The 23,405-nt window shown below is 46.4% G+C and carries 9 protein-coding genes, 3 tRNA genes, 7 rRNA genes and 1 riboswitch; of the genes, 16 read left to right on the top strand and 3 right to left on the bottom strand.

Features of this window, described 5'->3' with window-relative positions; all coding sequences use genetic code 11:
* The first annotated feature begins 45 nt into the window (after positions 1–45).
* Positions 46–1,401 carry an MATE family efflux transporter DinF gene (gene dinF / locus BCU07_RS20135; RefSeq protein ID WP_017067882.1) on the top strand — a complete coding sequence of 452 codons (1,356 nt, stop codon included), beginning with the start codon at positions 46–48 and terminating at the stop codon, positions 1,399–1,401.
* Between the two features lie 183 nt (positions 1,402–1,584).
* Here the strand turns inward: dinF and sthA are convergent, their stop codons facing one another.
* On the bottom strand, positions 1,585–2,985 hold the full coding sequence (sthA, locus tag BCU07_RS20130) for a Si-specific NAD(P)(+) transhydrogenase (protein WP_017061048.1): 1,401 nt from the start codon (positions 2,983–2,985) through the stop codon (positions 1,585–1,587).
* A gap of 327 nt (positions 2,986–3,312) precedes the next feature.
* Here sthA and fabR point away from each other — a divergent pair, with 327 nt between their 5' ends.
* Both fabR and BCU07_RS20120 read left to right on the top strand, forming a co-directional pair.
* Entirely contained in the window at positions 3,313–3,954 is a 642-nt protein-coding gene (gene fabR, locus BCU07_RS20125) for an HTH-type transcriptional repressor FabR (protein WP_010438693.1), read from the top strand.
* Positions 3,954–4,325, top strand: a complete 372-nt coding sequence (locus tag BCU07_RS20120; RefSeq protein WP_004736696.1) for a YijD family membrane protein — start codon at positions 3,954–3,956, stop codon at positions 4,323–4,325. The genes fabR and BCU07_RS20120 overlap by 1 nt, the downstream gene beginning before the upstream one ends.
* Positions 4,326–4,405: 80 nt before the next feature.
* On the opposite strand, the gene trmA is transcribed toward BCU07_RS20120, so the two are convergent.
* Positions 4,406–5,515: a tRNA (uridine(54)-C5)-methyltransferase TrmA gene (trmA, locus tag BCU07_RS20115; RefSeq protein WP_061034228.1), complete on the bottom strand. Its 1,110-nt coding sequence runs from the start codon at positions 5,513–5,515 to the stop codon at positions 4,406–4,408.
* A 154-nt stretch (positions 5,516–5,669) separates the two neighbouring features.
* A riboswitch (cobalamin riboswitch) is annotated at positions 5,670–5,874 on the top strand.
* Between the two features lie 39 nt (positions 5,875–5,913).
* Here trmA and BCU07_RS20110 point away from each other — a divergent pair.
* From BCU07_RS20110 to murI, 3 genes are read left to right on the top strand one after another with little or no spacing between them, the layout of a single operon-like run.
* Positions 5,914–7,734: a TonB-dependent receptor domain-containing protein gene (locus BCU07_RS20110; protein ID WP_102428645.1), complete on the top strand. Its 1,821-nt coding sequence runs from the start codon at positions 5,914–5,916 to the stop codon at positions 7,732–7,734.
* A gap of 48 nt (positions 7,735–7,782) precedes the next feature.
* Positions 7,783–8,448, top strand: a complete 666-nt coding sequence (locus BCU07_RS20105) for an ATPase (protein WP_102428646.1) — start codon at positions 7,783–7,785, stop codon at positions 8,446–8,448.
* Positions 8,449–8,508: 60 nt separating this feature from the next.
* Positions 8,509–9,315, top strand: a complete 807-nt coding sequence (murI, locus tag BCU07_RS20100) for a glutamate racemase (protein WP_102428647.1) — start codon at positions 8,509–8,511, stop codon at positions 9,313–9,315.
* Here murI and BCU07_RS20095 read toward each other — a convergent pair.
* Positions 9,278–9,730, bottom strand: a complete 453-nt coding sequence (locus BCU07_RS20095) for an RNA recognition motif domain-containing protein (protein WP_017061054.1) — start codon at positions 9,728–9,730, stop codon at positions 9,278–9,280. The genes murI and BCU07_RS20095 overlap by 38 nt on opposite strands.
* 661 nt (positions 9,731–10,391) lie before the next feature.
* Here BCU07_RS20095 and BCU07_RS20090 point away from each other — a divergent pair.
* The 10 genes from BCU07_RS20090 to BCU07_RS20045 all read left to right on the top strand — a co-directional run bounded on the left by BCU07_RS20090 (position 10,392) and on the right by BCU07_RS20045 (position 23,364).
* Positions 10,392–11,946: ribosomal RNA gene (locus BCU07_RS20090) — 16S ribosomal RNA — on the top strand.
* A gap of 353 nt (positions 11,947–12,299) precedes the next feature.
* Positions 12,300–15,193 (top strand): 23S ribosomal RNA (locus BCU07_RS20085).
* A 139-nt stretch (positions 15,194–15,332) separates the two neighbouring features.
* Positions 15,333–15,448 (top strand): 5S ribosomal RNA (rrf, locus tag BCU07_RS20080).
* 445 nt (positions 15,449–15,893) lie between these two features.
* Positions 15,894–17,448 (top strand): 16S ribosomal RNA (locus tag BCU07_RS20075).
* Positions 17,449–17,836: 388 nt separating this feature from the next.
* Positions 17,837–20,729: ribosomal RNA gene (locus tag BCU07_RS20070) — 23S ribosomal RNA — on the top strand.
* 137 nt (positions 20,730–20,866) lie between these two features.
* Positions 20,867–20,982 (top strand): 5S ribosomal RNA (rrf, locus tag BCU07_RS20065).
* 445 nt (positions 20,983–21,427) lie between these two features.
* Positions 21,428–22,982, top strand: a 16S ribosomal RNA gene (locus tag BCU07_RS20060).
* Together the 16S, 23S and 5S rRNA genes with 3 tRNA genes alongside form the textbook arrangement of a ribosomal RNA operon.
* Before the next feature lie 121 nt (positions 22,983–23,103).
* Positions 23,104–23,178, top strand: a tRNA-Glu gene (locus BCU07_RS20055).
* Between the two features lie 2 nt (positions 23,179–23,180).
* Positions 23,181–23,256, top strand: a tRNA-Lys gene (locus tag BCU07_RS20050).
* A 32-nt stretch (positions 23,257–23,288) separates the two neighbouring features.
* A tRNA-Val gene (locus BCU07_RS20045) sits at positions 23,289–23,364 on the top strand.
* The last annotated feature ends 41 nt before the right edge of the window (positions 23,365–23,405 follow it).

Raw genomic sequence — 23,405 nt, 5'->3', positions numbered from 1 at the left:
CCCACCCACTAGGTTAAACTATCGCCTCTAATCTAAGAGGTGATCGTGAAGCTATTTAATCCCCAAACTATTTTTCAAACGCTATCCAATCAGGCGATGCACAAAAAAGTGCTGCTGCTCGCGATCCCGATGGTTCTCTCTAATATTACTGTTCCACTGCTGGGCTTAGTCGATGCGGCGGTTATCGGTCACCTCGAGCACTCTTGGTATTTAGGTGGTGTGGCGCTGGGCGGCACAATGATCAGCGTGACCTTTTGGTTGCTTGGTTTCCTGCGCATGTCGACAACAGGGCTAGCCGCACAATCTTATGGTGCGAATGATGGCAAGCAACTTGGTTTAGTCTTTGTGCAAGGCGTGACCATGGCCTTAGGGTTTGCTGGTGTCTTTTTGCTTTTACACAGTCTAGTCGCCGATTTAGTTTTCTCATTGAGTAGCGCCAGTGATCAAGTTAAGCACTATGGTCAGCAATATTTCTCAATCCGCGCTTGGAGTGCGCCTGCTGCGCTAACTAACTTTGTGATTCTAGGTTGGTTACTCGGGACTCAAAATGCCAAAGCGCCCATGTGGATGGTGATCATCACCAATATCACCAATATCGTTTTGGATATTGTTTTTGTTATCGGCTTAGGATGGCAAGTGGAAGGTGCAGCATTGGCATCTGTAATGGCTGATTATGCCGGTCTAACATTTGGCTTGATTTGTGTTTACCGAATCTGGGCGAAGAAGCAGTTACCATCGCCATGGGATCTGCTTAAGAAAACCAGCCAAGGTTTGAGTCGTTTCGTGAAATTGAATCGCGATATCTTTCTTCGTTCATTGTATCTACAAGCGACTTTCACTTTCATGACTTTCCAAGGTGCAAGCTTTGGCGATGATGTTGTTGCGGCCAATGCAGTGTTGATGAGTTTCTTGATGATCATCTCTTATGGGATGGATGGCTTTGCCTACGCAATGGAAGCTATGGTCGGTAAGGCGATAGGCGCGAAAGACAAAGATGAACTGAACCAGTCATTGATTGGTACTTTCTTCTGGAGCTTTAATATTTGTTTGGTACTGACCATAGCGTTCGCACTCGCTGGCTCGAGTTTGATTAATATGATCACTACCATTCCTGACGTGAAGAACCAAGCCGAGGTGTATTTACCGTGGTTAGTCGCAATGCCATTGGTGTCTATGTGGTGCTTCTTGTTGGATGGTATTTTTGTTGGAGCAACCAAGGGCAAGGATATGCGCAATAGTATGTTTGTTGCGACCTGTAGTTTCTTCGCGATTTTCTATTTAGCATCAGGTTTAGAGAACCATGCACTGTGGTTAGCGATGCTGAGCTTTATGGCAATGCGCGGAATTGGTCTTGGTGTGTTGTTTGTTTCTCAGTGGAAGAAAGGGGAGTTTCTCGCTTAGCTCGAGGGCTCTGTTTGTGGAGAGTAAATGAGGCTGTACAGGTAAAGGGGTATTTAGAGTATCATGATCTAATTACTATCAATACCTTAACATTCAATATCTTAAATAAAAACAGCAAGCGAATGGCTTGCTGTTTTATGCATTTGGCCTATGGGTGGTCAAATACTCCTATTGGTTCTATATCTAGAATAAACGGTTAAGCCCGTTGAGTGCTGCAACACGATAAGCTTCCGCCATCGTTGGATAGTTAAAGGTCGTATTCACAAAGTACTCGATGGTATTTGCTTCACCTTTCTGCTCCATGATCGCTTGTCCGATATGGATGATTTCAGCGGCACGCTCACCAAACACGTGGATACCTAAAATCTCTTTGGTTTCGCGATGGAACAGGATCTTCAAGCTACCAATATCTTTACCCGCAATTTGAGCACGAGCTAGGTGTTTGAAAGAAGAACGTCCTACTTCATACGGTACTTTAGCTGCGGTAAGTTCTTGCTCGGTTTTACCAACAGAGCTGATCTCCGGAATGGTGTAGATGCCGGTTGGAATGTCTTCGATAAGGTGGCGTTCAGCTTCACCCTTCACAATTGCCTGAGCCACAAATCGACCTTGGTCATAAGCCGCGCTTGCTAGGCTAGGGTAGCCAATCACATCACCGACAGCGTAAACATGGTCAACATTGGTTTGGTAATTGGTATTTACTGAGACTTGCCCACGCGAGTCCGCTTCTAAGCCAACAGCACCAAGGTTCAGTTTATCGGTATTACCCGTTCGGCCATTGGCATACAGTAGGCAATCAGCGCGCATCTTTTTACCTGACTCTAGGTGAATGATCACGCCATCATCAGTGCCTTCAATTTTCTCAAAGGTTTCATCGTTGCGAATCACGACACCGCTGTTCCAGAAGTGATAAGAAAGTGCATCTGAGGTTTCATTGTCTAGGAATGACAACAGACGGTCACGAGTATTGATAAGATCGGTTTTTACACCCAAACCGCGGAAAATCGACGCGTATTCACAACCAATAACGCCAGCACCATAGATGATGATGTGTTGCGGGTCGTGTTTAAGAGAAAGAATCGAGTCACTGTCGTAGATACGTTCATGCAGGAAGTCGACGTTATCTGGTTGGTAAGGGCGAGAGCCTGTCGCGATAACAAATTTGTCTGCACTGTAATGTTCTTCAGTGCCATCGCTTTGCATTACCGAGACAGTGTTGGTATCGATAAAACGTGCAGTACCAAAGACCAACGTGCACTGGTTGCGGTCGTAGAAGCCTTGGCGTAATCGAGTCTGCTTGTCGATAACCGATTTGGCATGCCCCAAAATGTTAGAAAACGTTGAGTGTATGCTTTTGTTGTTCTGACAAAACAGCGGATTACTGTTGAATTCGATAATACGACTTACGGCATGACGCAGTGCCTTTGAAGGAATGGTTCCCCAGTGAGTACAACCACCACCAACGCTGCTCTCTTTCTCAATGATTGCAACGTTCAACCCGGCTTTGGTTAATCCCATCGCTGCCCCTTCTCCTCCGGGGCCACTACCAATTACGATTACATCAAAGTGGTTGGAGTGCGGCATAGATATCTTCCTTGTTATATTTGAGTAACATTGCTTTAGCGAGATTTTAACTGATTCTGTTCTTGGGTACATGAAAAGGGCATCAGAGAGTCGGTGGGATCACGCAGTGTTATCGAAAAAATAATATTTGGTATGTCGTATGTCTCCAAATGACAGTGTGGATATTGAAATTTTTTCTTCGAACGTATTTACTTCGGTACGTGAACAAAGAGGTATGTTTAGTGTCTTATATAACCAGAGTGCCTTATATAAATAAGTGATTCGCGTTATATTGAATAGAGTATTAGACATGCCTGTTTAGGCTGTAAAAGAAGAAATTGATAAAGTATGAAACCAATGGGCATTCGCGCACAGCAAAAAGAAAAAACTCGTCGCAGCTTAATCGATGCAGCATTTAGCCAACTCAGCGCCGATCGTAGTTTTTCCAATCTAAGCTTGAGAGAAGTCGCTCGTGAGGCTGGAATAGCACCGACTTCCTTTTATCGTCACTTCAAAGACATGGATGAGCTTGGCTTAACCATGGTTGATGAAGGTGGCTTACTGCTGCGCCAGTTAATGCGTCAAGCTAGGCAACGCATAGTAAAAGAAGGCAGTGTGATTCGTACATCGGTTGAAACCTTTATGGAATTCATTGAAAGCAGCCCTAACGTATTCAGACTGTTATTGCGAGAGCGCTCAGGAACTTCATTTGAGTTTCGTGCAGCGGTAGCTCGTGAGATACAGCACTTCTCTGCTGAGTTAACCGAATATTTGATAACGACTGGCATGACACGAGACGAAGCTTTTACTCAAGCTGAAGCCTCCGTTATCTTGGTCTTCAACTCAGGGGCAGAAGCATTAGATTTAGATCGACGTCAGCGAGATGAACTGGCTGAACGCTTGATCATGCAATTGCGAATGATGGCCAAAGGGGCTTTTTGGTATCGTAAAGAACGTGAACGTAACCGATTAAAAGGCGGGATTGAATAATGTCGAATGAAAATAATACTGTAAACCGTGGTTCTGAAAGAAAAACACTCGTACTTGCTGTTGTTGCAGGTGTGTGTGGTGATGCACTGTTATCTTGGGTAACAATGAGCGAAGTGGGCTTCTCTATTTTCCCGCTGATTGCTTTAGTTTTGGCTGTACAAGCGCTTTACCAAGAATACCTAACTAATCCAGTATCTGAAGATATCCCACTAGTAGGTTTAGCTTGTTTCTTCGTGGGTGCATTTGGCCACTCGGCTTTTGTGAAGGCACAACACCCTGATGCTGGCTCAAACTTCTTTGCGATTATTGTCGCGATGTTGCTTCTTGCATGGGTAGGTAAGAAACTCGGCTTTATCGGCAAAACTGCTTAAGCTGATTTAGAAATTAAAAAAACGAGCCAATGGGCTCGTTTTTTTGTATCTGCTGTTTGGCTTAGACCTGAAAGCGATACTTACGCTTTACGCTCTAGGAATACGCCAGCTTCCATGTGGTGCGTGTAAGGGAACTGGTCAAACAGAGCAAAACGAGTGATGTCGTGCGTTTCGCTTAGGATGTCTAGGTTCTCTTTCAATGTTTCAGGGTTACAAGAGATGTACATGATACGCTCGTAGCCTTGAACCATCTTACAAGTATCAACATCCATACCTGAACGCGGTGGATCAACAAAGATAGTGTTGCAGTTGTAGCTCTTAAGATCGATGTTCGCTTGCTGTAGACGACGGAACTCACGCTTGCCTTCCATTGCTACAGTAAAATCTTCTGCAGACATACGAATGATCTGAACATTATCAATCTTGTTCGCCGCAATGTTGTATTGAGCAGATTCTACAGATGGCTTCGCTAGCTCTGTTGCAAGTACACGCTCAAAGTTTTGTGCCAGAGCTAATGAGAAGTTACCGTTACCACAGTAAAGCTCAAGTAAGTCGCCTTTGCTGTCTTGAGTACAATCGACAGCCCATTCCAACATTTTCTCTGCTACTTTGCCGTTTGGTTGAGTAAAGCTGTTTTCTACTTGTTGGTAGATGTAGCTGTCACCATTCACGTCTAGCTTTTCAATGACGTAGTCGCGGTCTAGTACGATTTTCATCTTACGCGCACGGCCAATCAGGTTTAGATTGAAACCTTCATCGTTTAATTGCTGTTTAAGTGCTTTAGCATCTTGAATCCACTGTTCACCCAATTGACGGTGGTAAAGCAGTGACACCAAAATTTCGCCGCTTAGTGTAGATAGGAAGTCTACTTGGAATAGCTTGTGGCGTAGAGAATGGTTGTCCTTCATTGCATCGACTAACAAAGGCATCAAGTCATTGATAAGACGACTAGCAGCAGGGAACTGGTCTACACGATATTTTTCTTTGGTCTCTTGATTGAACATGACGTAATACATATCGTCACCTTCATGCCACACGCGGAACTCAGCACGCATGCGGTAGTGTTGTTCTGGAGATTCATACACTTCCAGCTCAGGCACATTATATTCTGAGAACATTTCAGTAAGACGCTCAGTCTTTTCTGCCAGTTGTTCTTGGTAGCGTTGCGGGTTTACATCTAAATTCGCCATTGTTATGCCTTTTGCTGTCGTGCTTTTAAATCAAGAGCGCAGATTTTATTCAATCACAGGCGCTTGTCCAGTGTTGAGAGCCAATCAGTGTAAATAGGCCATGAAAACTATAGCTTATAACTATCTTAGACTAGACAAATGATTCAGAGGTCAATACTATCTTCGGCAAGCTGGTGCCATTTAGATGTATAGATGGCTGAAGAGGGAATCTGGTGTGAATCCAGAACTGACGCGCAGCGGTAAAAGAGAACGAATATTCATAAGACACTGCAAATAGCTTTTTGTGGGAAGTCGAATATTAGGTAACCATAAGGTTGTGCTCTTGAGTCCGAATACCTGCCAGCGGCTAAGCCACACGATGTGGTTTGGTAGGACTTTACGCGATTTAGGATCACAACATGAACAAATCCCTTTTAGCGGTTGCTGTAGCATCGCTGCTTTCACCTATCTCCAATTTACACGCCCAAGAAGCATCTACTGACGAAACCATGGTAGTAACGGCTAACCGTTTTGAGCAGCCTTTAAGTGATGTTATTGCATCAACAACGGTTGTTTCTAAACAAGAAATCGAAGAAACCCAAGCTAAATCTCTAGTGGATGTATTGAAACGAGTACCTGGCGTTGAAGTTTCTCAAAGTGGCGGACGTGGACATAGCGCATCTGTTTTTATGCGCGGCTATAATAGTGATCAAGTATTGTTTCTAGTTGATGGTGTCCGTATTGACTCTGCTGCTGGCGGTATTAATTTTAATCATATCCCAGTAGGCATTATTGAGAGAGTTGAAGTGATTCGTGGTTCTGGCGGAGCTCTTTATGGTTCTGATGCTGTAGCGGGTGTAATTAATGTTATTACAACCTCTGGTAGTTCAACTGAATCGACAATGATTTCCGTTGGAGCTGGTAGCGACGCTCAAAAGGAAGCTAACTTTTCAACGACCCGAAAATTGTCGAACGGCGGAACATTAAAGCTCGCTGGTGGTTTTGATGAGACTGAAGGTTACGATATCAAAGATCCTGCTACTGGACTTAATTATGGGTATGAAAGCCAAAATCTTTTTGCATCGTATTCTCAACCTATTAATGAGGCCTTTTCAGGTAGTGCTTCAGTTCGCTGGTTCGATAGTTTAACTGAGTACGATTCTGGTGGTAAGAACTATGGCTACTCTGAGAATCTGAGTGTTACAGCTGCTCTTGATTATAAAGGTGATAACTTAAGCTCGACTCTTAGGGCTAATCAACAAGCGATCGAGAACCTAGACTATTCACAAGCTCAGGGTAAAGATAATGCTGGTACTAAAAAGAAAATAGACCTAACGAACTTACAGTTCTTAAATCAGTATTACATCAACGAGAACGTTTCTGTTGGTGCTGGCGCAGATTGGCGTAGAGAAAAGCTTGATGATGATGCTTTGTCATATGGATCTCCTGATGCTCTAGCTGGTGAGTCTCGCGATACGACGGGTGTTTACGCTTCTTCTGAACTTAGATTCGGTGATATTCAAATCGTTGGTAGTGTGCGTAACGATAAACACGATACATACGACAATCATACGACTTGGTCTTTAGGTACTCGCTATTACCTAACGGAGAAACACTCGTTAAGAGCTGCCGCAGGTACATCATTTAAAGCTCCGAGCTATTCTGATCTAACAACAAACTCAGACCTAAAGCCTGAAGAGGCCGAAAATCGCGAAATTGGATACACCGGTGAATTCGATTTATTCAAGCTGGATGTGACTGCATACGATAATGAAGTCGATAACTTAATTATTTGGTATGAAGGTAGCCCATTTTGGTATCCTCAAAACGTAGATGCAAAACTTAAAGGTTTAGAAATCACAGGTAATTTTGACACGTGGTTTATCCATCACACGGTTGTTGCTGAGTTTAAAGATCATAAAGACTCTGCGGGCAACAAATTAGCGAAGCGTGCTGATGAAAACTACAAGTGGTTGATGGATACTTCATATGAAGATTTTGATGTGAACCTTACTTATACATACACGGGTGATAGAGCGGGTAATCCAAAAGAAACAACCGATCCAGATAATATTTTGCCATCAGTGAGCTTGTGGGATGTTTCTGTGGGGTATTGGATTTCCCCTGAGCTAGTTGTTCGTGGTCGAGTTGATAACTTAACTAACGAGAAATACCAAACAACGCTAGGATATAACGCTCCTGAACGCAGGTACTTTGCTAATCTAGCTTACCAATTCTAATTTACACCTAAACCGCCTTCGGGCGGTTTTTTCTTATTGGGTATATCAATGAAAAAGAAAGTCATCATAAGTTGGTCATCAGGGAAAGACTCGACATTAACGCTGGAGCGTCTACTTGAAAGCTCCGAATATGAAGTTGTAGCTCTCTATACGACATATGTTGGAGATGAAGTTCCTTTCCAAGTGACTCCGATTGATGTGGTTGCTATGCAAGCTAAGTTAGTCGGGTTGCCATTAATCACGATTGAGCTTCCAGAAGTGTTCCCTAGTAATGAGATTTATCAAAGTATCATTGTCTCCGCACTTAAAGGTTCTGGCTTATCAATCGATGCGGTCGCGTTTGGAGACATGTTTTGTAATGGCATTGCCGATTATCGAAGAAGCTATATAGAACCAGCGGGTTGGGAGTGTGTGTTTCCCCTAATGGGAGAGAGCAGTCAGGCACTTGCGAGTGAAATAATAGACAGAGGAATCGAAACCTTTCTCGTCACGGTCGATAGCGATGCATTAGATATGAGCTATTGCGGGAAGGAGTACACACTTGAGCTCATAGGTAGCTTACCGAGTCATGTCGATCCATGTGGCGAAGATGGTGAGTTCCACACCTTAGTGACGTCAGCGCCATGCTTTAAAGGTAAGCTCAAGATAGATCTAGAAAATGTAGATCAAGGTGAGCGCTTTGGGCATCAACGCTACCGAGCTTGCATTATATAGAGTGATGATTGGCGAAAACTAAGTGAAGGGGTATCATTGCTGCGGAACTTCTTACAGGTAATGGTTGTGTCGAAAAGCATACAAAAAAACATATTGGTCTTTGATTCTGGAGTTGGCGGCCTCTCTGTATATAAAGAGATAAGCCAGTTACTACCAAATCACAACTATATCTATGTATTCGATAACGAGGCTTACCCATATGGTGAGCTCGATCAGCAAGTCCTCATTCAGCGAGTCCAAAGTATCGTCGCCAGTTTTGTTGCGAGTCACGCTATTGATATTGTGGTGATAGCTTGTAATACGGCCAGTACGATAGTCCTGCCTGCACTTCGCGCTAATAACCTTATCCCTATTGTCGGTGTTGTCCCGGCAATCAAACCTGCCTCGTTACTGGCTAATAAAGCGGTTGGACTTATTGCAACCCCTGCGACGATTACTCGTGAATACACACACGAGCTCATCAAAAACTTCTCGAGTAATAAAAGAGTCGAGCTTTTAGGTTCTACTCGGCTGGTGGATATGGCTGAAGATAAACTCAGAGGTGAGGAAATTAGCCTTGAAGAGTTACAGAAAATCCTTCAACCGATGATCAACACGATTGATGTGGCTGTTTTAGGATGTACTCATTTCCCACTTATCAAATCTGAGATTCAACAAGTACTAGGTGAAAGTGTAATGCTGATAGATTCTGGTAAAGCAATAGCGAAGCGAGTTCAAGATTTGTTGGGTTTGGAAAGCATTAATAAAGAAGTGGGAGTGCGTGAGGTTTTTTGTAGTGCACTTCCTAAAAAAGAAAGTGCACTAAATAGTATGTTAAAGCAGTTAGGGTTTAGCTCAGTTCAGATTCGTCCGCTTCAGGATGTTTAGGATCATTTGCAACACGTACTTTTAAAGTGCGTTGCATGTAATCTTTATCGTTAAGTGCAGAGATTGCATGATTCACATCATTACTTGCCATAACAACAAATCCAAAGCCTCTTCTTTTACCAGTACGTTTGTCTTTCATTAAACGTACTGCAAATACTTCACCATGCTCTGAGAATAATTCACGTACATGTGATTCGTTCGCTTTGTATGGAAGGTTACCCACATAAAGTGTTTTGGTTGAAGCCTTAGGTTCTGAATCTGATTTTGAGTCGGTGCTTGAAAAGTTAACAACAAAAGCGGAAGCCAAGACACCAAGGATAAAGGTAATTGCAGGCGATATATCTACCTGAGAGAAAACAATGCCGCCTAATACAGCCAGTGCGACAATTAACAACATCGATTTTTTTGAGTTCATATCGGAATACTACATATTAATAAACGAAATAGACGCATCTACCATTAACAAAATAGACACATGAATCTTACGTTCATGGCTTCCATTTTTCCAATGTATTGCTGTGATACGTCTCAAATGTTTAGTTTTTATTCGAAAAATGCGGATCTGGTGGCTTTTTAGGCGAACAAAACTTTTATTTCAAAAAGCCCTTGTGCTCCATCTCAATCTCTCTATAATGCCGCCTCACCGACACGGAGTGAGACGAAAGTCACACAGCGAAATCGGTAGAGAAAAAGAGTTTGAAAATAACCCTTGACTCTCAAAGTGGTGCAGGTATAGTACGCACCCCTAGCGACTGAGATGTGAATCACAAAACGCTAGCGCTCTTTAACAATTTAAACCTATCAATCTGTGTGGGCACTCGTTGATGAATATCAAAACGTTTTATCGTTAGATAAAACAGATTCTTCGGAATCAAAATTGATTTCAATGAACTGAGTGACCAATACGTTTAACTACTTGTAGTTATTCGGCACAGTCAATTCATTACCATTCTGTTCCTATTTATTTAAGAAGAGAGGGGTAATAGCTTTAGAATTACATGTTTACTTCGGTAAATATTAGTTTTGAAGTCAGTATTCGTTGAGTCACACCTATTAATTTAGGTAATCAAAACTTTAAATTGAAGAGTTTGATCATGGCTCAGATTGAACGCTGGCGGCAGGCCTAACACATGCAAGTCGAGCGGAAACGACACTAACAATCCTTCGGGTGCGTTAATGGGCGTCGAGCGGCGGACGGGTGAGTAATGCCTAGGAAATTGCCTTGATGTGGGGGATAACCATTGGAAACGATGGCTAATACCGCATAATGCCTACGGGCCAAAGAGGGGGACCTTCGGGCCTCTCGCGTCAAGATATGCCTAGGTGGGATTAGCTAGTTGGTGAGGTAATGGCTCACCAAGGCGACGATCCCTAGCTGGTCTGAGAGGATGATCAGCCACACTGGAACTGAGACACGGTCCAGACTCCTACGGGAGGCAGCAGTGGGGAATATTGCACAATGGGCGAAAGCCTGATGCAGCCATGCCGCGTGTATGAAGAAGGCCTTCGGGTTGTAAAGTACTTTCAGTTGTGAGGAAGGGGGTAGTGTTAATAGCGCTATCTCTTGACGTTAGCAACAGAAGAAGCACCGGCTAACTCCGTGCCAGCAGCCGCGGTAATACGGAGGGTGCGAGCGTTAATCGGAATTACTGGGCGTAAAGCGCATGCAGGTGGTTCATTAAGTCAGATGTGAAAGCCCGGGGCTCAACCTCGGAACTGCATTTGAAACTGGTGAACTAGAGTACTGTAGAGGGGGGTAGAATTTCAGGTGTAGCGGTGAAATGCGTAGAGATCTGAAGGAATACCAGTGGCGAAGGCGGCCCCCTGGACAGATACTGACACTCAGATGCGAAAGCGTGGGGAGCAAACAGGATTAGATACCCTGGTAGTCCACGCCGTAAACGATGTCTACTTGGAGGTTGTGGCCTTGAGCCGTGGCTTTCGGAGCTAACGCGTTAAGTAGACCGCCTGGGGAGTACGGTCGCAAGATTAAAACTCAAATGAATTGACGGGGGCCCGCACAAGCGGTGGAGCATGTGGTTTAATTCGATGCAACGCGAAGAACCTTACCTACTCTTGACATCCAGAGAAGCCAGCGGAGACGCAGGTGTGCCTTCGGGAGCTCTGAGACAGGTGCTGCATGGCTGTCGTCAGCTCGTGTTGTGAAATGTTGGGTTAAGTCCCGCAACGAGCGCAACCCTTATCCTTGTTTGCCAGCGAGTAATGTCGGGAACTCCAGGGAGACTGCCGGTGATAAACCGGAGGAAGGTGGGGACGACGTCAAGTCATCATGGCCCTTACGAGTAGGGCTACACACGTGCTACAATGGCGCATACAGAGGGCAGCAAGCTAGCGATAGTGAGCGAATCCCAAAAAGTGCGTCGTAGTCCGGATTGGAGTCTGCAACTCGACTCCATGAAGTCGGAATCGCTAGTAATCGTGAATCAGAATGTCACGGTGAATACGTTCCCGGGCCTTGTACACACCGCCCGTCACACCATGGGAGTGGGCTGCAAAAGAAGTGGGTAGTTTAACCTTTCGGGGAGGACGCTCACCACTTTGTGGTTCATGACTGGGGTGAAGTCGTAACAAGGTAGCCCTAGGGGAACCTGGGGCTGGATCACCTCCTTATACGAAGATATCTTTGATGAGTACCCACACAGATTGATGGTTTAGATTTAGTTAAAGCCAGAGCTTTAATTAATAACGTAAGTTATTGATTAAAGCTTTTTGCTTTATGCTCTTTAACAATTTGGAAAGCTGACTGATTGATTACTTACGAGTAATTCAATCAAATTTAAAAGTTCTCAATGTTTATCTTTCATTAGATAAACACAACAAACACATTCAAGTGTCTTGTATTCGATTCAAACTTGTTTGAATCACAATTGAGTCCGGCAAACAGTCATTGAGAATTAACCCTTCTTGATGACAACCAAAAACCTTGGTTAGTTGCCATACGCTAAGACCCTTTCGGGTTGTATGGTTAAGTGACTAAGCGTACACGGTGGATGCCTTGGCAGTCAGAGGCGATGAAAGGCGTAATAACTTGCGATAAGCCCAGATTAGGTAGTAATAACCTTTTGAGTCTGGGATTCCTGAATGGGGAAACCCACTTACATAAGTAAGTATCCTGTTGTGAATACATAGCAACAGGAGGCAAACCGGGGGAACTGAAACATCTAAGTACCCCGAGGAAGAGAAATCAACCGAGATTCCGAAAGTAGCGGCGAGCGAAATTGGATTAGCCCTTAAGCTTTTAATGAGACAGATGAAGGCTCTGGAAAGTGCCGCAATAAAGGGTGATAGCCCCGTAATCGACATCTCATCATCAGTGAAAACGAGTAGGGCGGGACACGTGATATCCTGTCTGAATATGGGGGGACCATCCTCCAAGGCTAAATACTACTGACTGACCGATAGTGAACCAGTACCGTGAGGGAAAGGCGAAAAGAACCCCTGTGAGGGGAGTGAAATAGAACCTGAAACCGTGTACGTACAAGCAGTAGGAGCACCTTCGTGGTGTGACTGCGTACCTTTTGTATAATGGGTCAGCGACTTAATTTTAGTAGCAAGGTTAACCGTTTAGGGGAGCCGTAGGGAAACCGAGTCTTAACTGGGCGTACAGTTGCTAGGATTAGACCCGAAACCAGGTGATCTAGCCATGGGCAGGTTGAAGGTTGAGTAACATCAACTGGAGGACCGAACCGACTAATGTTGAAAAATTAGCGGATGACTTGTGGCTAGGGGTGAAAGGCCAATCAAACCTGGAGATAGCTGGTTCTCCCCGAAAGCTATTTAGGTAGCGCCTCGGACGAATACTACTGGGGGTAGAGCACTGTTAAGGCTAGGGGGTCATCCCGACTTACCAACCCTTTGCAAACTCCGAATACCAGTAAGTACTATCCGGGAGACACACGGCGGGTGCTAACGTCCGTCGTGGAGAGGGAAACAACCCAGACCGCCAGCTAAGGTCCCAAAGTATAGCTAAGTGGGAAACGATGTGGGAAGGCTCAGACAGCCAGGATGTTGGCTTAGAAGCAGCCATCATTTAAAGAAAGCGTAATAGCTCACTGGTCGAGTCGGCCTGCGCGGAAGATGTAACGGGGCTAAGCTATACACCGAAGCTGCGGCTACGTATCTTAGGATATGTGGGGTAGGGGAGCGTTCTGTAAGCCGTTGAAGGTGGTCTGTAAGGGCTGCTGGAGGTATCAGAAGTGCGAATGCTGACATGAGTAACGATAAAGGGAGTGAAAAACTCCCTCGCCGGAAGACCAAGGGTTCCTGTCCAACGTTAATCGGGGCAGGGTAAGTCGACTCCTAAGGCGAGGCCGAAAGGCGTAGTCGATGGGAAACAGGTTAATATTCCTGTACTTCTTACAATTGCGATGGGGGGACGGAGAAGGCTAGGTGGGCCTGGCGACGGTTGTCCAGGTTCAAGTATGTAGGCGGGTGGTTTAGGTAAATCCGGACCGCTATTAACGCTGAGATACGATGTCGAGCTACTACGGTAGTGAAGTCATTGATGCCATGCTTCCAGGAAAAGCCTCTAAGCTTCAGATTGTAAGGAATCGTACCCCAAACCGACACAGGTGGTCGGGTAGAGAATACCAAGGCGCTTGAGAGAACTCGGGTGAAGGAACTAGGCAAAATGGTACCGTAACTTCGGGAGAAGGTACGCTCTTATCAGTGAAGTCCCTTGCGGATGGAGCAGACGAGAGTCGCAGATACCAGGTGGCTGCAACTGTTTATTAAAAACACAGCACTGTGCAAAATCGTAAGATGACGTATACGGTGTGACGCCTGCCCGGTGCCGGAAGGTTAATTGATGGGGTTAGACTTCGGTCGAAGCTCTTGATCGAAGCCCCGGTAAACGGCGGCCGTAACTATAACGGTCCTAAGGTAGCGAAATTCCTTGTCGGGTAAGTTCCGACCTGCACGAATGGCGTAATGATGGCCACGCTGTCTCCACCCGAGACTCAGTGAAATTGAAATCGCTGTGAAGATGCAGTGTACCCGCGGCTAGACGGAAAGACCCCGTGAACCTTTACTACAGCTTGGCACTGAACATTGAACCTACATGTGTAGGATAGGTGGGAGACTATGAAACCGCGTCGCTAGATGTGGTGGAGTCGTCCTTGAAATACCACCCTTGTAGTTTTGATGTTCTAACGTTGGCCCCTGAATCGGGGTTACGGACAGTGCCTGGTGGGTAGTTTGACTGGGGCGGTCTCCTCCCAAAGAGTAACGGAGGAGCACGAAGGTGGGCTAAACACGGTTGGACATCGTGTGGTTAGTGCAATGGCATAAGCCCGCTTGACTGCGAGAATGACAATTCGAGCAGGTGCGAAAGCAGGTCATAGTGATCCGGTGGTTCTGAATGGAAGGGCCATCGCTCAACGGATAAAAGGTACTCCGGGGATAACAGGCTGATACCGCCCAAGAGTTCATATCGACGGCGGTGTTTGGCACCTCGATGTCGGCTCATCACATCCTGGGGCTGAAGTCGGTCCCAAGGGTATGGCTGTTCGCCATTTAAAGTGGTACGCGAGCTGGGTTTAGAACGTCGTGAGACAGTTCGGTCCCTATCTGCCGTGGGCGTTGGAAAATTGAAAGGGGCTGCTCCTAGTACGAGAGGACCGGAGTGGACGAACCTCTGGTGTTCGGGTTGTCATGCCAATGGCATTGCCCGGTAGCTAAGTTCGGAATCGATAACCGCTGAAAGCATCTAAGCGGGAAGCGAGCCTTGAGATGAGTTTTCCCTGGCACTATAAGTGTCCTAAAGGGTTGTCGTAGACTACGACGTTGATAGGCAGGGTGTGTAAGTGCTGCGAGGCATTGAGCTAACCTGTACTAATTGCCCGTGAGGCTTAACCATACAACACCCAAGGGGTTTTGTGGACTCAATAGAAATACCAAACGCTTGAATGAGTTTGAAGAGATAGACTTTTAAATACAGTTTTCCAGATTATTTTGCCTTCAGTTTTTAAAAAAGCTGAAAGTAAAAGCAAAATTTGCTTGGCGACCATAGCATTGTGGACCCACCTGATTCCATGCCGAACTCAGAAGTGAAACACAATAGCGCCGATGGTAGTGTGGGGCTTCCCCATGTGAGAGTAGGACATCGCCAGGCTTTAAATTTATTTTCACTTTTTTAAAAGTGAAGACAAAAGTTCGACTTTGTCTATTAAGTAGACAAGTCACCATAGAGTTCTAAGTTTTCTTAGTATTTTATGTTGACTTTCAAAGTGGAAAGCGTATTATACGTGTCCTGCTTGAGTGCTAAGGCACTGAAAGCGTTCTCTTTTTAGAGAACAAGCTCTTTAACAATTTAAACCTATCAATCTGTGTGGGCACTCGTTGATGAATATCAAAACGTTTTATCGTTAGATAAAACAGATTCTTCGGAATCAAAATTGATTTCAATGAACTGAGTGACCAATACGTTTAACTACTTGTAGTTATTCGGCACAGTCAATTCATTACCATTCTGTTGGAATGGTAATAGCTTTAGAATTACATGTTTACTTCGGTAAATATTAGTTTTGAAGTCAGTATTCGTTGAGTCACAAAATCTTAAATTGAAGAGTTTGATCATGGCTCAGATTGAACGCTGGCGGCAGGCCTAACACATGCAAGTCGAGCGGAAACGACACTAACAATCCTTCGGGTGCGTTAATGGGCGTCGAGCGGCGGACGGGTGAGTAATGCCTAGGAAATTGCCTTGATGTGGGGGATAACCATTGGAAACGATGGCTAATACCGCATAATGCCTACGGGCCAAAGAGGGGGACCTTCGGGCCTCTCGCGTCAAGATATGCCTAGGTGGGATTAGCTAGTTGGTGAGGTAATGGCTCACCAAGGCGACGATCCCTAGCTGGTCTGAGAGGATGATCAGCCACACTGGAACTGAGACACGGTCCAGACTCCTACGGGAGGCAGCAGTGGGGAATATTGCACAATGGGCGAAAGCCTGATGCAGCCATGCCGCGTGTATGAAGAAGGCCTTCGGGTTGTAAAGTACTTTCAGTTGTGAGGAAGGGGGTAGCGTTAATAGCGCTATCTCTTGACGTTAGCAACAGAAGAAGCACCGGCTAACTCCGTGCCAGCAGCCGCGGTAATACGGAGGGTGCGAGCGTTAATCGGAATTACTGGGCGTAAAGCGCATGCAGGTGGTTCATTAAGTCAGATGTGAAAGCCCGGGGCTCAACCTCGGAACTGCATTTGAAACTGGTGAACTAGAGTACTGTAGAGGGGGGTAGAATTTCAGGTGTAGCGGTGAAATGCGTAGAGATCTGAAGGAATACCAGTGGCGAAGGCGGCCCCCTGGACAGATACTGACACTCAGATGCGAAAGCGTGGGGAGCAAACAGGATTAGATACCCTGGTAGTCCACGCCGTAAACGATGTCTACTTGGAGGTTGTGGCCTTGAGCCGTGGCTTTCGGAGCTAACGCGTTAAGTAGACCGCCTGGGGAGTACGGTCGCAAGATTAAAACTCAAATGAATTGACGGGGGCCCGCACAAGCGGTGGAGCATGTGGTTTAATTCGATGCAACGCGAAGAACCTTACCTACTCTTGACATCCAGAGAAGCCAGCGGAGACGCAGGTGTGCCTTCGGGAGCTCTGAGACAGGTGCTGCATGGCTGTCGTCAGCTCGTGTTGTGAAATGTTGGGTTAAGTCCCGCAACGAGCGCAACCCTTATCCTTGTTTGCCAGCGAGTAATGTCGGGAACTCCAGGGAGACTGCCGGTGATAAACCGGAGGAAGGTGGGGACGACGTCAAGTCATCATGGCCCTTACGAGTAGGGCTACACACGTGCTACAATGGCGCATACAGAGGGCAGCAAGCTAGCGATAGTGAGCGAATCCCAAAAAGTGCGTCGTAGTCCGGATTGGAGTCTGCAACTCGACTCCATGAAGTCGGAATCGCTAGTAATCGTGAATCAGAATGTCACGGTGAATACGTTCCCGGGCCTTGTACACACCGCCCGTCACACCATGGGAGTGGGCTGCAAAAGAAGTGGGTAGTTTAACCTTTCGGGGAGGACGCTCACCACTTTGTGGTTCATGACTGGGGTGAAGTCGTAACAAGGTAGCCCTAGGGGAACCTGGGGCTGGATCACCTCCTTATACGAAGATATCTTTGATGAGTACCCACACAGATTGATGGTTTAGATTTAGTTAAAGCCAGAGCTTTAATTAATAACGTAAGTTATTGATTAAAGCTTTTTGCTTTATGCTCTTTAACAATTTGGAAAGCTGACTGATTGATTACTTACGAGTAATTCAATCAAATTTAAAAGTTCTCAATGTTTATCTTTCATTAGATAAACACAACAAACACATTCAAGTGTCTTGTATTCGATTCAAACTTGTTTGAATCACAATTGAGTCCGGCAAACAGTCATTGAGAATTAACCCTTCTTGATGACAACCAAAAACCTTGGTTAGTTGCCATACGCTTATTTGTCTTCACTTTTTAAAGTGAAAGCAAATAGAAGACCCTTTCGGGTTGTATGGTTAAGTGACTAAGCGTACACGGTGGATGCCTTGGCAGTCAGAGGCGATGAAAGGCGTAATAACTTGCGATAAGCCCAGATTAGGTAGTAATAACCTTTTGAGTCTGGGATTCCTGAATGGGGAAACCCACTTACATAAGTAAGTATCCTGTTGTGAATACATAGCAACAGGAGGCAAACCGGGGGAACTGAAACATCTAAGTACCCCGAGGAAGAGAAATCAACCGAGATTCCGAAAGTAGCGGCGAGCGAAATTGGATTAGCCCTTAAGCTTTTAATGAGACAGATGAAGGCTCTGGAAAGTGCCGCAATAAAGGGTGATAGCCCCGTAATCGACATCTCATCATCAGTGAAAACGAGTAGGGCGGGACACGTGATATCCTGTCTGAATATGGGGGGACCATCCTCCAAGGCTAAATACTACTGACTGACCGATAGTGAACCAGTACCGTGAGGGAAAGGCGAAAAGAACCCCTGTGAGGGGAGTGAAATAGAACCTGAAACCGTGTACGTACAAGCAGTAGGAGCACCTTCGTGGTGTGACTGCGTACCTTTTGTATAATGGGTCAGCGACTTAATTTTAGTAGCAAGGTTAACCGTTTAGGGGAGCCGTAGGGAAACCGAGTCTTAACTGGGCGTACAGTTGCTAGGATTAGACCCGAAACCAGGTGATCTAGCCATGGGCAGGTTGAAGGTTGAGTAACATCAACTGGAGGACCGAACCGACTAATGTTGAAAAATTAGCGGATGACTTGTGGCTAGGGGTGAAAGGCCAATCAAACCTGGAGATAGCTGGTTCTCCCCGAAAGCTATTTAGGTAGCGCCTCGGACGAATACTACTGGGGGTAGAGCACTGTTAAGGCTAGGGGGTCATCCCGACTTACCAACCCTTTGCAAACTCCGAATACCAGTAAGTACTATCCGGGAGACACACGGCGGGTGCTAACGTCCGTCGTGGAGAGGGAAACAACCCAGACCGCCAGCTAAGGTCCCAAAGTATAGCTAAGTGGGAAACGATGTGGGAAGGCTCAGACAGCCAGGATGTTGGCTTAGAAGCAGCCATCATTTAAAGAAAGCGTAATAGCTCACTGGTCGAGTCGGCCTGCGCGGAAGATGTAACGGGGCTAAGCTATACACCGAAGCTGCGGCTACGTACCTTAGGGTGCGTGGGGTAGGGGAGCGTTCTGTAAGCCGTTGAAGGTGGTCTGTAAGGGCTGCTGGAGGTATCAGAAGTGCGAATGCTGACATGAGTAACGATAAAGGGAGTGAAAAACTCCCTCGCCGGAAGACCAAGGGTTCCTGTCCAACGTTAATCGGGGCAGGGTAAGTCGACTCCTAAGGCGAGGCCGAAAGGCGTAGTCGATGGGAAACGGGTTAATATTCCCGTACTTCTTACAATTGCGATGGGGGGACGGAGAAGGCTAGGTGGGCCTGGCGACGGTTGTCCAGGTTCAAGTATGTAGGCGGAAAGTTTAGGTAAATCCGGACTTTCTTAACGCTGAGATACGATGTCGAGCTACTACGGTAGTGAAGTCATTGATGCCATGCTTCCAGGAAAAGCCTCTAAGCTTCAGATTGTAAGGAATCGTACCCCAAACCGACACAGGTGGTCGGGTAGAGAATACCAAGGCGCTTGAGAGAACTCGGGTGAAGGAACTAGGCAAAATGGTACCGTAACTTCGGGAGAAGGTACGCTCTTATCAGTGAAGTCCCTTGCGGATGGAGCAGACGAGAGTCGCAGATACCAGGTGGCTGCAACTGTTTATTAAAAACACAGCACTGTGCAAAATCGTAAGATGACGTATACGGTGTGACGCCTGCCCGGTGCCGGAAGGTTAATTGATGGGGTTAGACTTCGGTCGAAGCTCTTGATCGAAGCCCCGGTAAACGGCGGCCGTAACTATAACGGTCCTAAGGTAGCGAAATTCCTTGTCGGGTAAGTTCCGACCTGCACGAATGGCGTAATGATGGCCACGCTGTCTCCACCCGAGACTCAGTGAAATTGAAATCGCTGTGAAGATGCAGTGTACCCGCGGCTAGACGGAAAGACCCCGTGAACCTTTACTACAGCTTGGCACTGAACATTGAACCTACATGTGTAGGATAGGTGGGAGACTATGAAACCGCGTCGCTAGATGTGGTGGAGTCGTCCTTGAAATACCACCCTTGTAGTTTTGATGTTCTAACGTTGGCCCCTGAATCGGGGTTACGGACAGTGCCTGGTGGGTAGTTTGACTGGGGCGGTCTCCTCCCAAAGAGTAACGGAGGAGCACGAAGGTGGGCTAAACACGGTTGGACATCGTGTGGTTAGTGCAATGGCATAAGCCCGCTTGACTGCGAGAATGACAATTCGAGCAGGTGCGAAAGCAGGTCATAGTGATCCGGTGGTTCTGAATGGAAGGGCCATCGCTCAACGGATAAAAGGTACTCCGGGGATAACAGGCTGATACCGCCCAAGAGTTCATATCGACGGCGGTGTTTGGCACCTCGATGTCGGCTCATCACATCCTGGGGCTGAAGTCGGTCCCAAGGGTATGGCTGTTCGCCATTTAAAGTGGTACGCGAGCTGGGTTTAGAACGTCGTGAGACAGTTCGGTCCCTATCTGCCGTGGGCGTTGGAAAATTGAAAGGGGCTGCTCCTAGTACGAGAGGACCGGAGTGGACGAACCTCTGGTGTTCGGGTTGTCATGCCAATGGCATTGCCCGGTAGCTAAGTTCGGAATCGATAACCGCTGAAAGCATCTAAGCGGGAAGCGAGCCTTGAGATGAGTTTTCCCTGGCACTATAAGTGTCCTAAAGGGTTGTCGTAGACTACGACGTTGATAGGCAGGGTGTGTAAGTGCTGCGAGGCATTGAGCTAACCTGTACTAATTGCCCGTGAGGCTTAACCATACAACACCCAAGGGGTTTTGTGGACTCAAAGAAAGACCAGACCTTGAATGAGTTTGAAGAGATAGACTTTTAAATCAGTTTTCCAGATTATTTTGCCTTCAGTTTTTAAAAAAAGCTAAAAGTAAAAGCAAAATTTGCTTGGCGACCATAGCATTGTGGACCCACCTGATTCCATGCCGAACTCAGAAGTGAAACACAATAGCGCCGATGGTAGTGTGGGGCTTCCCCATGTGAGAGTAGGACATCGCCAGGCTTTAAATTTATTTTCACTTTTTTAAAAGTGAAGACAAAAGTTCGACTTTGTCTATTAAGTAGACAAGTCACCATAGAGTTCTAAGTTTTCTTAGTATTTTATGTTGACTTTCAAAGTGGAAAGCGTATTATACGCGTCCTGCTTGAGTGCTAAGGCACTGAAAGCGTTCTCTTTTTAGAGAACAAGCTCTTTAACAATTTAAACCTATCAATCTGTGTGGGCACTCGTTGATGAATATCAAAACGTTTTATCGTTAGATAAAACAGATTCTTCGGAATCAAAATTGATTTCAATGAACTGAGTGACCAATACGTTTAACTACTTGTAGTTATTCGGCACAGTCAATTCATTACCATTCTGTTGGAATGGTAATAGCTTTAGAATTACATGTTTACTTCGGTAAATATTAGTTTTGAAGTCAGTATTCGTTGAGTCACAAAATCTTAAATTGAAGAGTTTGATCATGGCTCAGATTGAACGCTGGCGGCAGGCCTAACACATGCAAGTCGAGCGGAAACGACACTAACAATCCTTCGGGTGCGTTAATGGGCGTCGAGCGGCGGACGGGTGAGTAATGCCTAGGAAATTGCCTTGATGTGGGGGATAACCATTGGAAACGATGGCTAATACCGCATAATGCCTACGGGCCAAAGAGGGGGACCTTCGGGCCTCTCGCGTCAAGATATGCCTAGGTGGGATTAGCTAGTTGGTGAGGTAATGGCTCACCAAGGCGACGATCCCTAGCTGGTCTGAGAGGATGATCAGCCACACTGGAACTGAGACACGGTCCAGACTCCTACGGGAGGCAGCAGTGGGGAATATTGCACAATGGGCGAAAGCCTGATGCAGCCATGCCGCGTGTATGAAGAAGGCCTTCGGGTTGTAAAGTACTTTCAGTTGTGAGGAAGGGGGTGTCGTTAATAGCGGCATCTCTTGACGTTAGCAACAGAAGAAGCACCGGCTAACTCCGTGCCAGCAGCCGCGGTAATACGGAGGGTGCGAGCGTTAATCGGAATTACTGGGCGTAAAGCGCATGCAGGTGGTTCATTAAGTCAGATGTGAAAGCCCGGGGCTCAACCTCGGAACTGCATTTGAAACTGGTGAACTAGAGTACTGTAGAGGGGGGTAGAATTTCAGGTGTAGCGGTGAAATGCGTAGAGATCTGAAGGAATACCAGTGGCGAAGGCGGCCCCCTGGACAGATACTGACACTCAGATGCGAAAGCGTGGGGAGCAAACAGGATTAGATACCCTGGTAGTCCACGCCGTAAACGATGTCTACTTGGAGGTTGTGGCCTTGAGCCGTGGCTTTCGGAGCTAACGCGTTAAGTAGACCGCCTGGGGAGTACGGTCGCAAGATTAAAACTCAAATGAATTGACGGGGGCCCGCACAAGCGGTGGAGCATGTGGTTTAATTCGATGCAACGCGAAGAACCTTACCTACTCTTGACATCCAGAGAAGCCAGCGGAGACGCAGGTGTGCCTTCGGGAACTCTGAGACAGGTGCTGCATGGCTGTCGTCAGCTCGTGTTGTGAAATGTTGGGTTAAGTCCCGCAACGAGCGCAACCCTTATCCTTGTTTGCCAGCGAGTAATGTCGGGAACTCCAGGGAGACTGCCGGTGATAAACCGGAGGAAGGTGGGGACGACGTCAAGTCATCATGGCCCTTACGAGTAGGGCTACACACGTGCTACAATGGCGCATACAGAGGGCAGCAAGCTAGCGATAGTGAGCGAATCCCAAAAAGTGCGTCGTAGTCCGGATTGGAGTCTGCAACTCGACTCCATGAAGTCGGAATCGCTAGTAATCGTGAATCAGAATGTCACGGTGAATACGTTCCCGGGCCTTGTACACACCGCCCGTCACACCATGGGAGTGGGCTGCAAAAGAAGTGGGTAGTTTAACCTTTCGGGGAGGACGCTCACCACTTTGTGGTTCATGACTGGGGTGAAGTCGTAACAAGGTAGCCCTAGGGGAACCTGGGGCTGGATCACCTCCTTATACGAAGATATCTTTGATGAGTACCCACACAGATTGATTAGGTTTAGAAAAGTAAAGAGATGAAGAACTCCCAAGTTCTTCGAAGTTTGTTTCTACTTTTAAAGTAGAGATGAATTGCAGTGTCCCGTTCGTCTAGAGGCCTAGGACACCGCCCTTTCACGCCGGTAACGGGGTTCGACTCCCCTACGGGATACCATTGGGTCGTTAGCTCAGTTGGTAGAGCAGTTGACTTTTAATCAATTGGTCGCAGGTTCGAATCCTGCACGACCCACCATTCTTTCTCCACGAAGGAATTAAAACTATCGTGGGCGATTAGCTCAGTTGGGAGAGCACCTGCCTTACAAGCAGGGGGTCACTGGTTCGAGCCCGGTATCGCCCACCATTCTCTAAATATTCTTGGAAGTTAAATCTCCAAACCACTTC

The sequence above is a fragment of the Vibrio sp. 10N.261.54.E10 genome (assembly GCF_002877735.2).
Lineage (GTDB): Bacteria > Pseudomonadota > Gammaproteobacteria > Enterobacterales > Vibrionaceae > Vibrio > Vibrio crassostreae_C.
This window is presented reverse-complemented; position numbering and strand designations above follow the sequence as displayed.

Bases quoted from the DNA above. Each gene is read 5' to 3' on its own strand.
- sthA (WP_017061048.1), bottom strand. From the start codon at position 2,985: ATGCCGCACTCCAACCACTTTGATGTAATCGTAATTGGTAGTGGCCCC.
- fabR (WP_010438693.1), top strand. From the start codon at position 3,313: ATGAAACCAATGGGCATTCGCGCACAGCAAAAAGAAAAAACTCGTCGC.
- BCU07_RS20120 (WP_004736696.1), top strand. From the start codon at position 3,954: ATGTCGAATGAAAATAATACTGTAAACCGTGGTTCTGAAAGAAAAACA.
- trmA (WP_061034228.1), bottom strand. From the start codon at position 5,515: ATGGCGAATTTAGATGTAAACCCGCAACGCTACCAAGAACAACTGGCA.
- BCU07_RS20110 (WP_102428645.1), top strand. From the start codon at position 5,914: ATGAACAAATCCCTTTTAGCGGTTGCTGTAGCATCGCTGCTTTCACCT.
- BCU07_RS20105 (WP_102428646.1), top strand. From the start codon at position 7,783: ATGAAAAAGAAAGTCATCATAAGTTGGTCATCAGGGAAAGACTCGACA.
- murI (WP_102428647.1), top strand. From the start codon at position 8,509: ATGGTTGTGTCGAAAAGCATACAAAAAAACATATTGGTCTTTGATTCT.
- BCU07_RS20095 (WP_017061054.1), bottom strand. From the start codon at position 9,730: ATGAACTCAAAAAAATCGATGTTGTTAATTGTCGCACTGGCTGTATTA.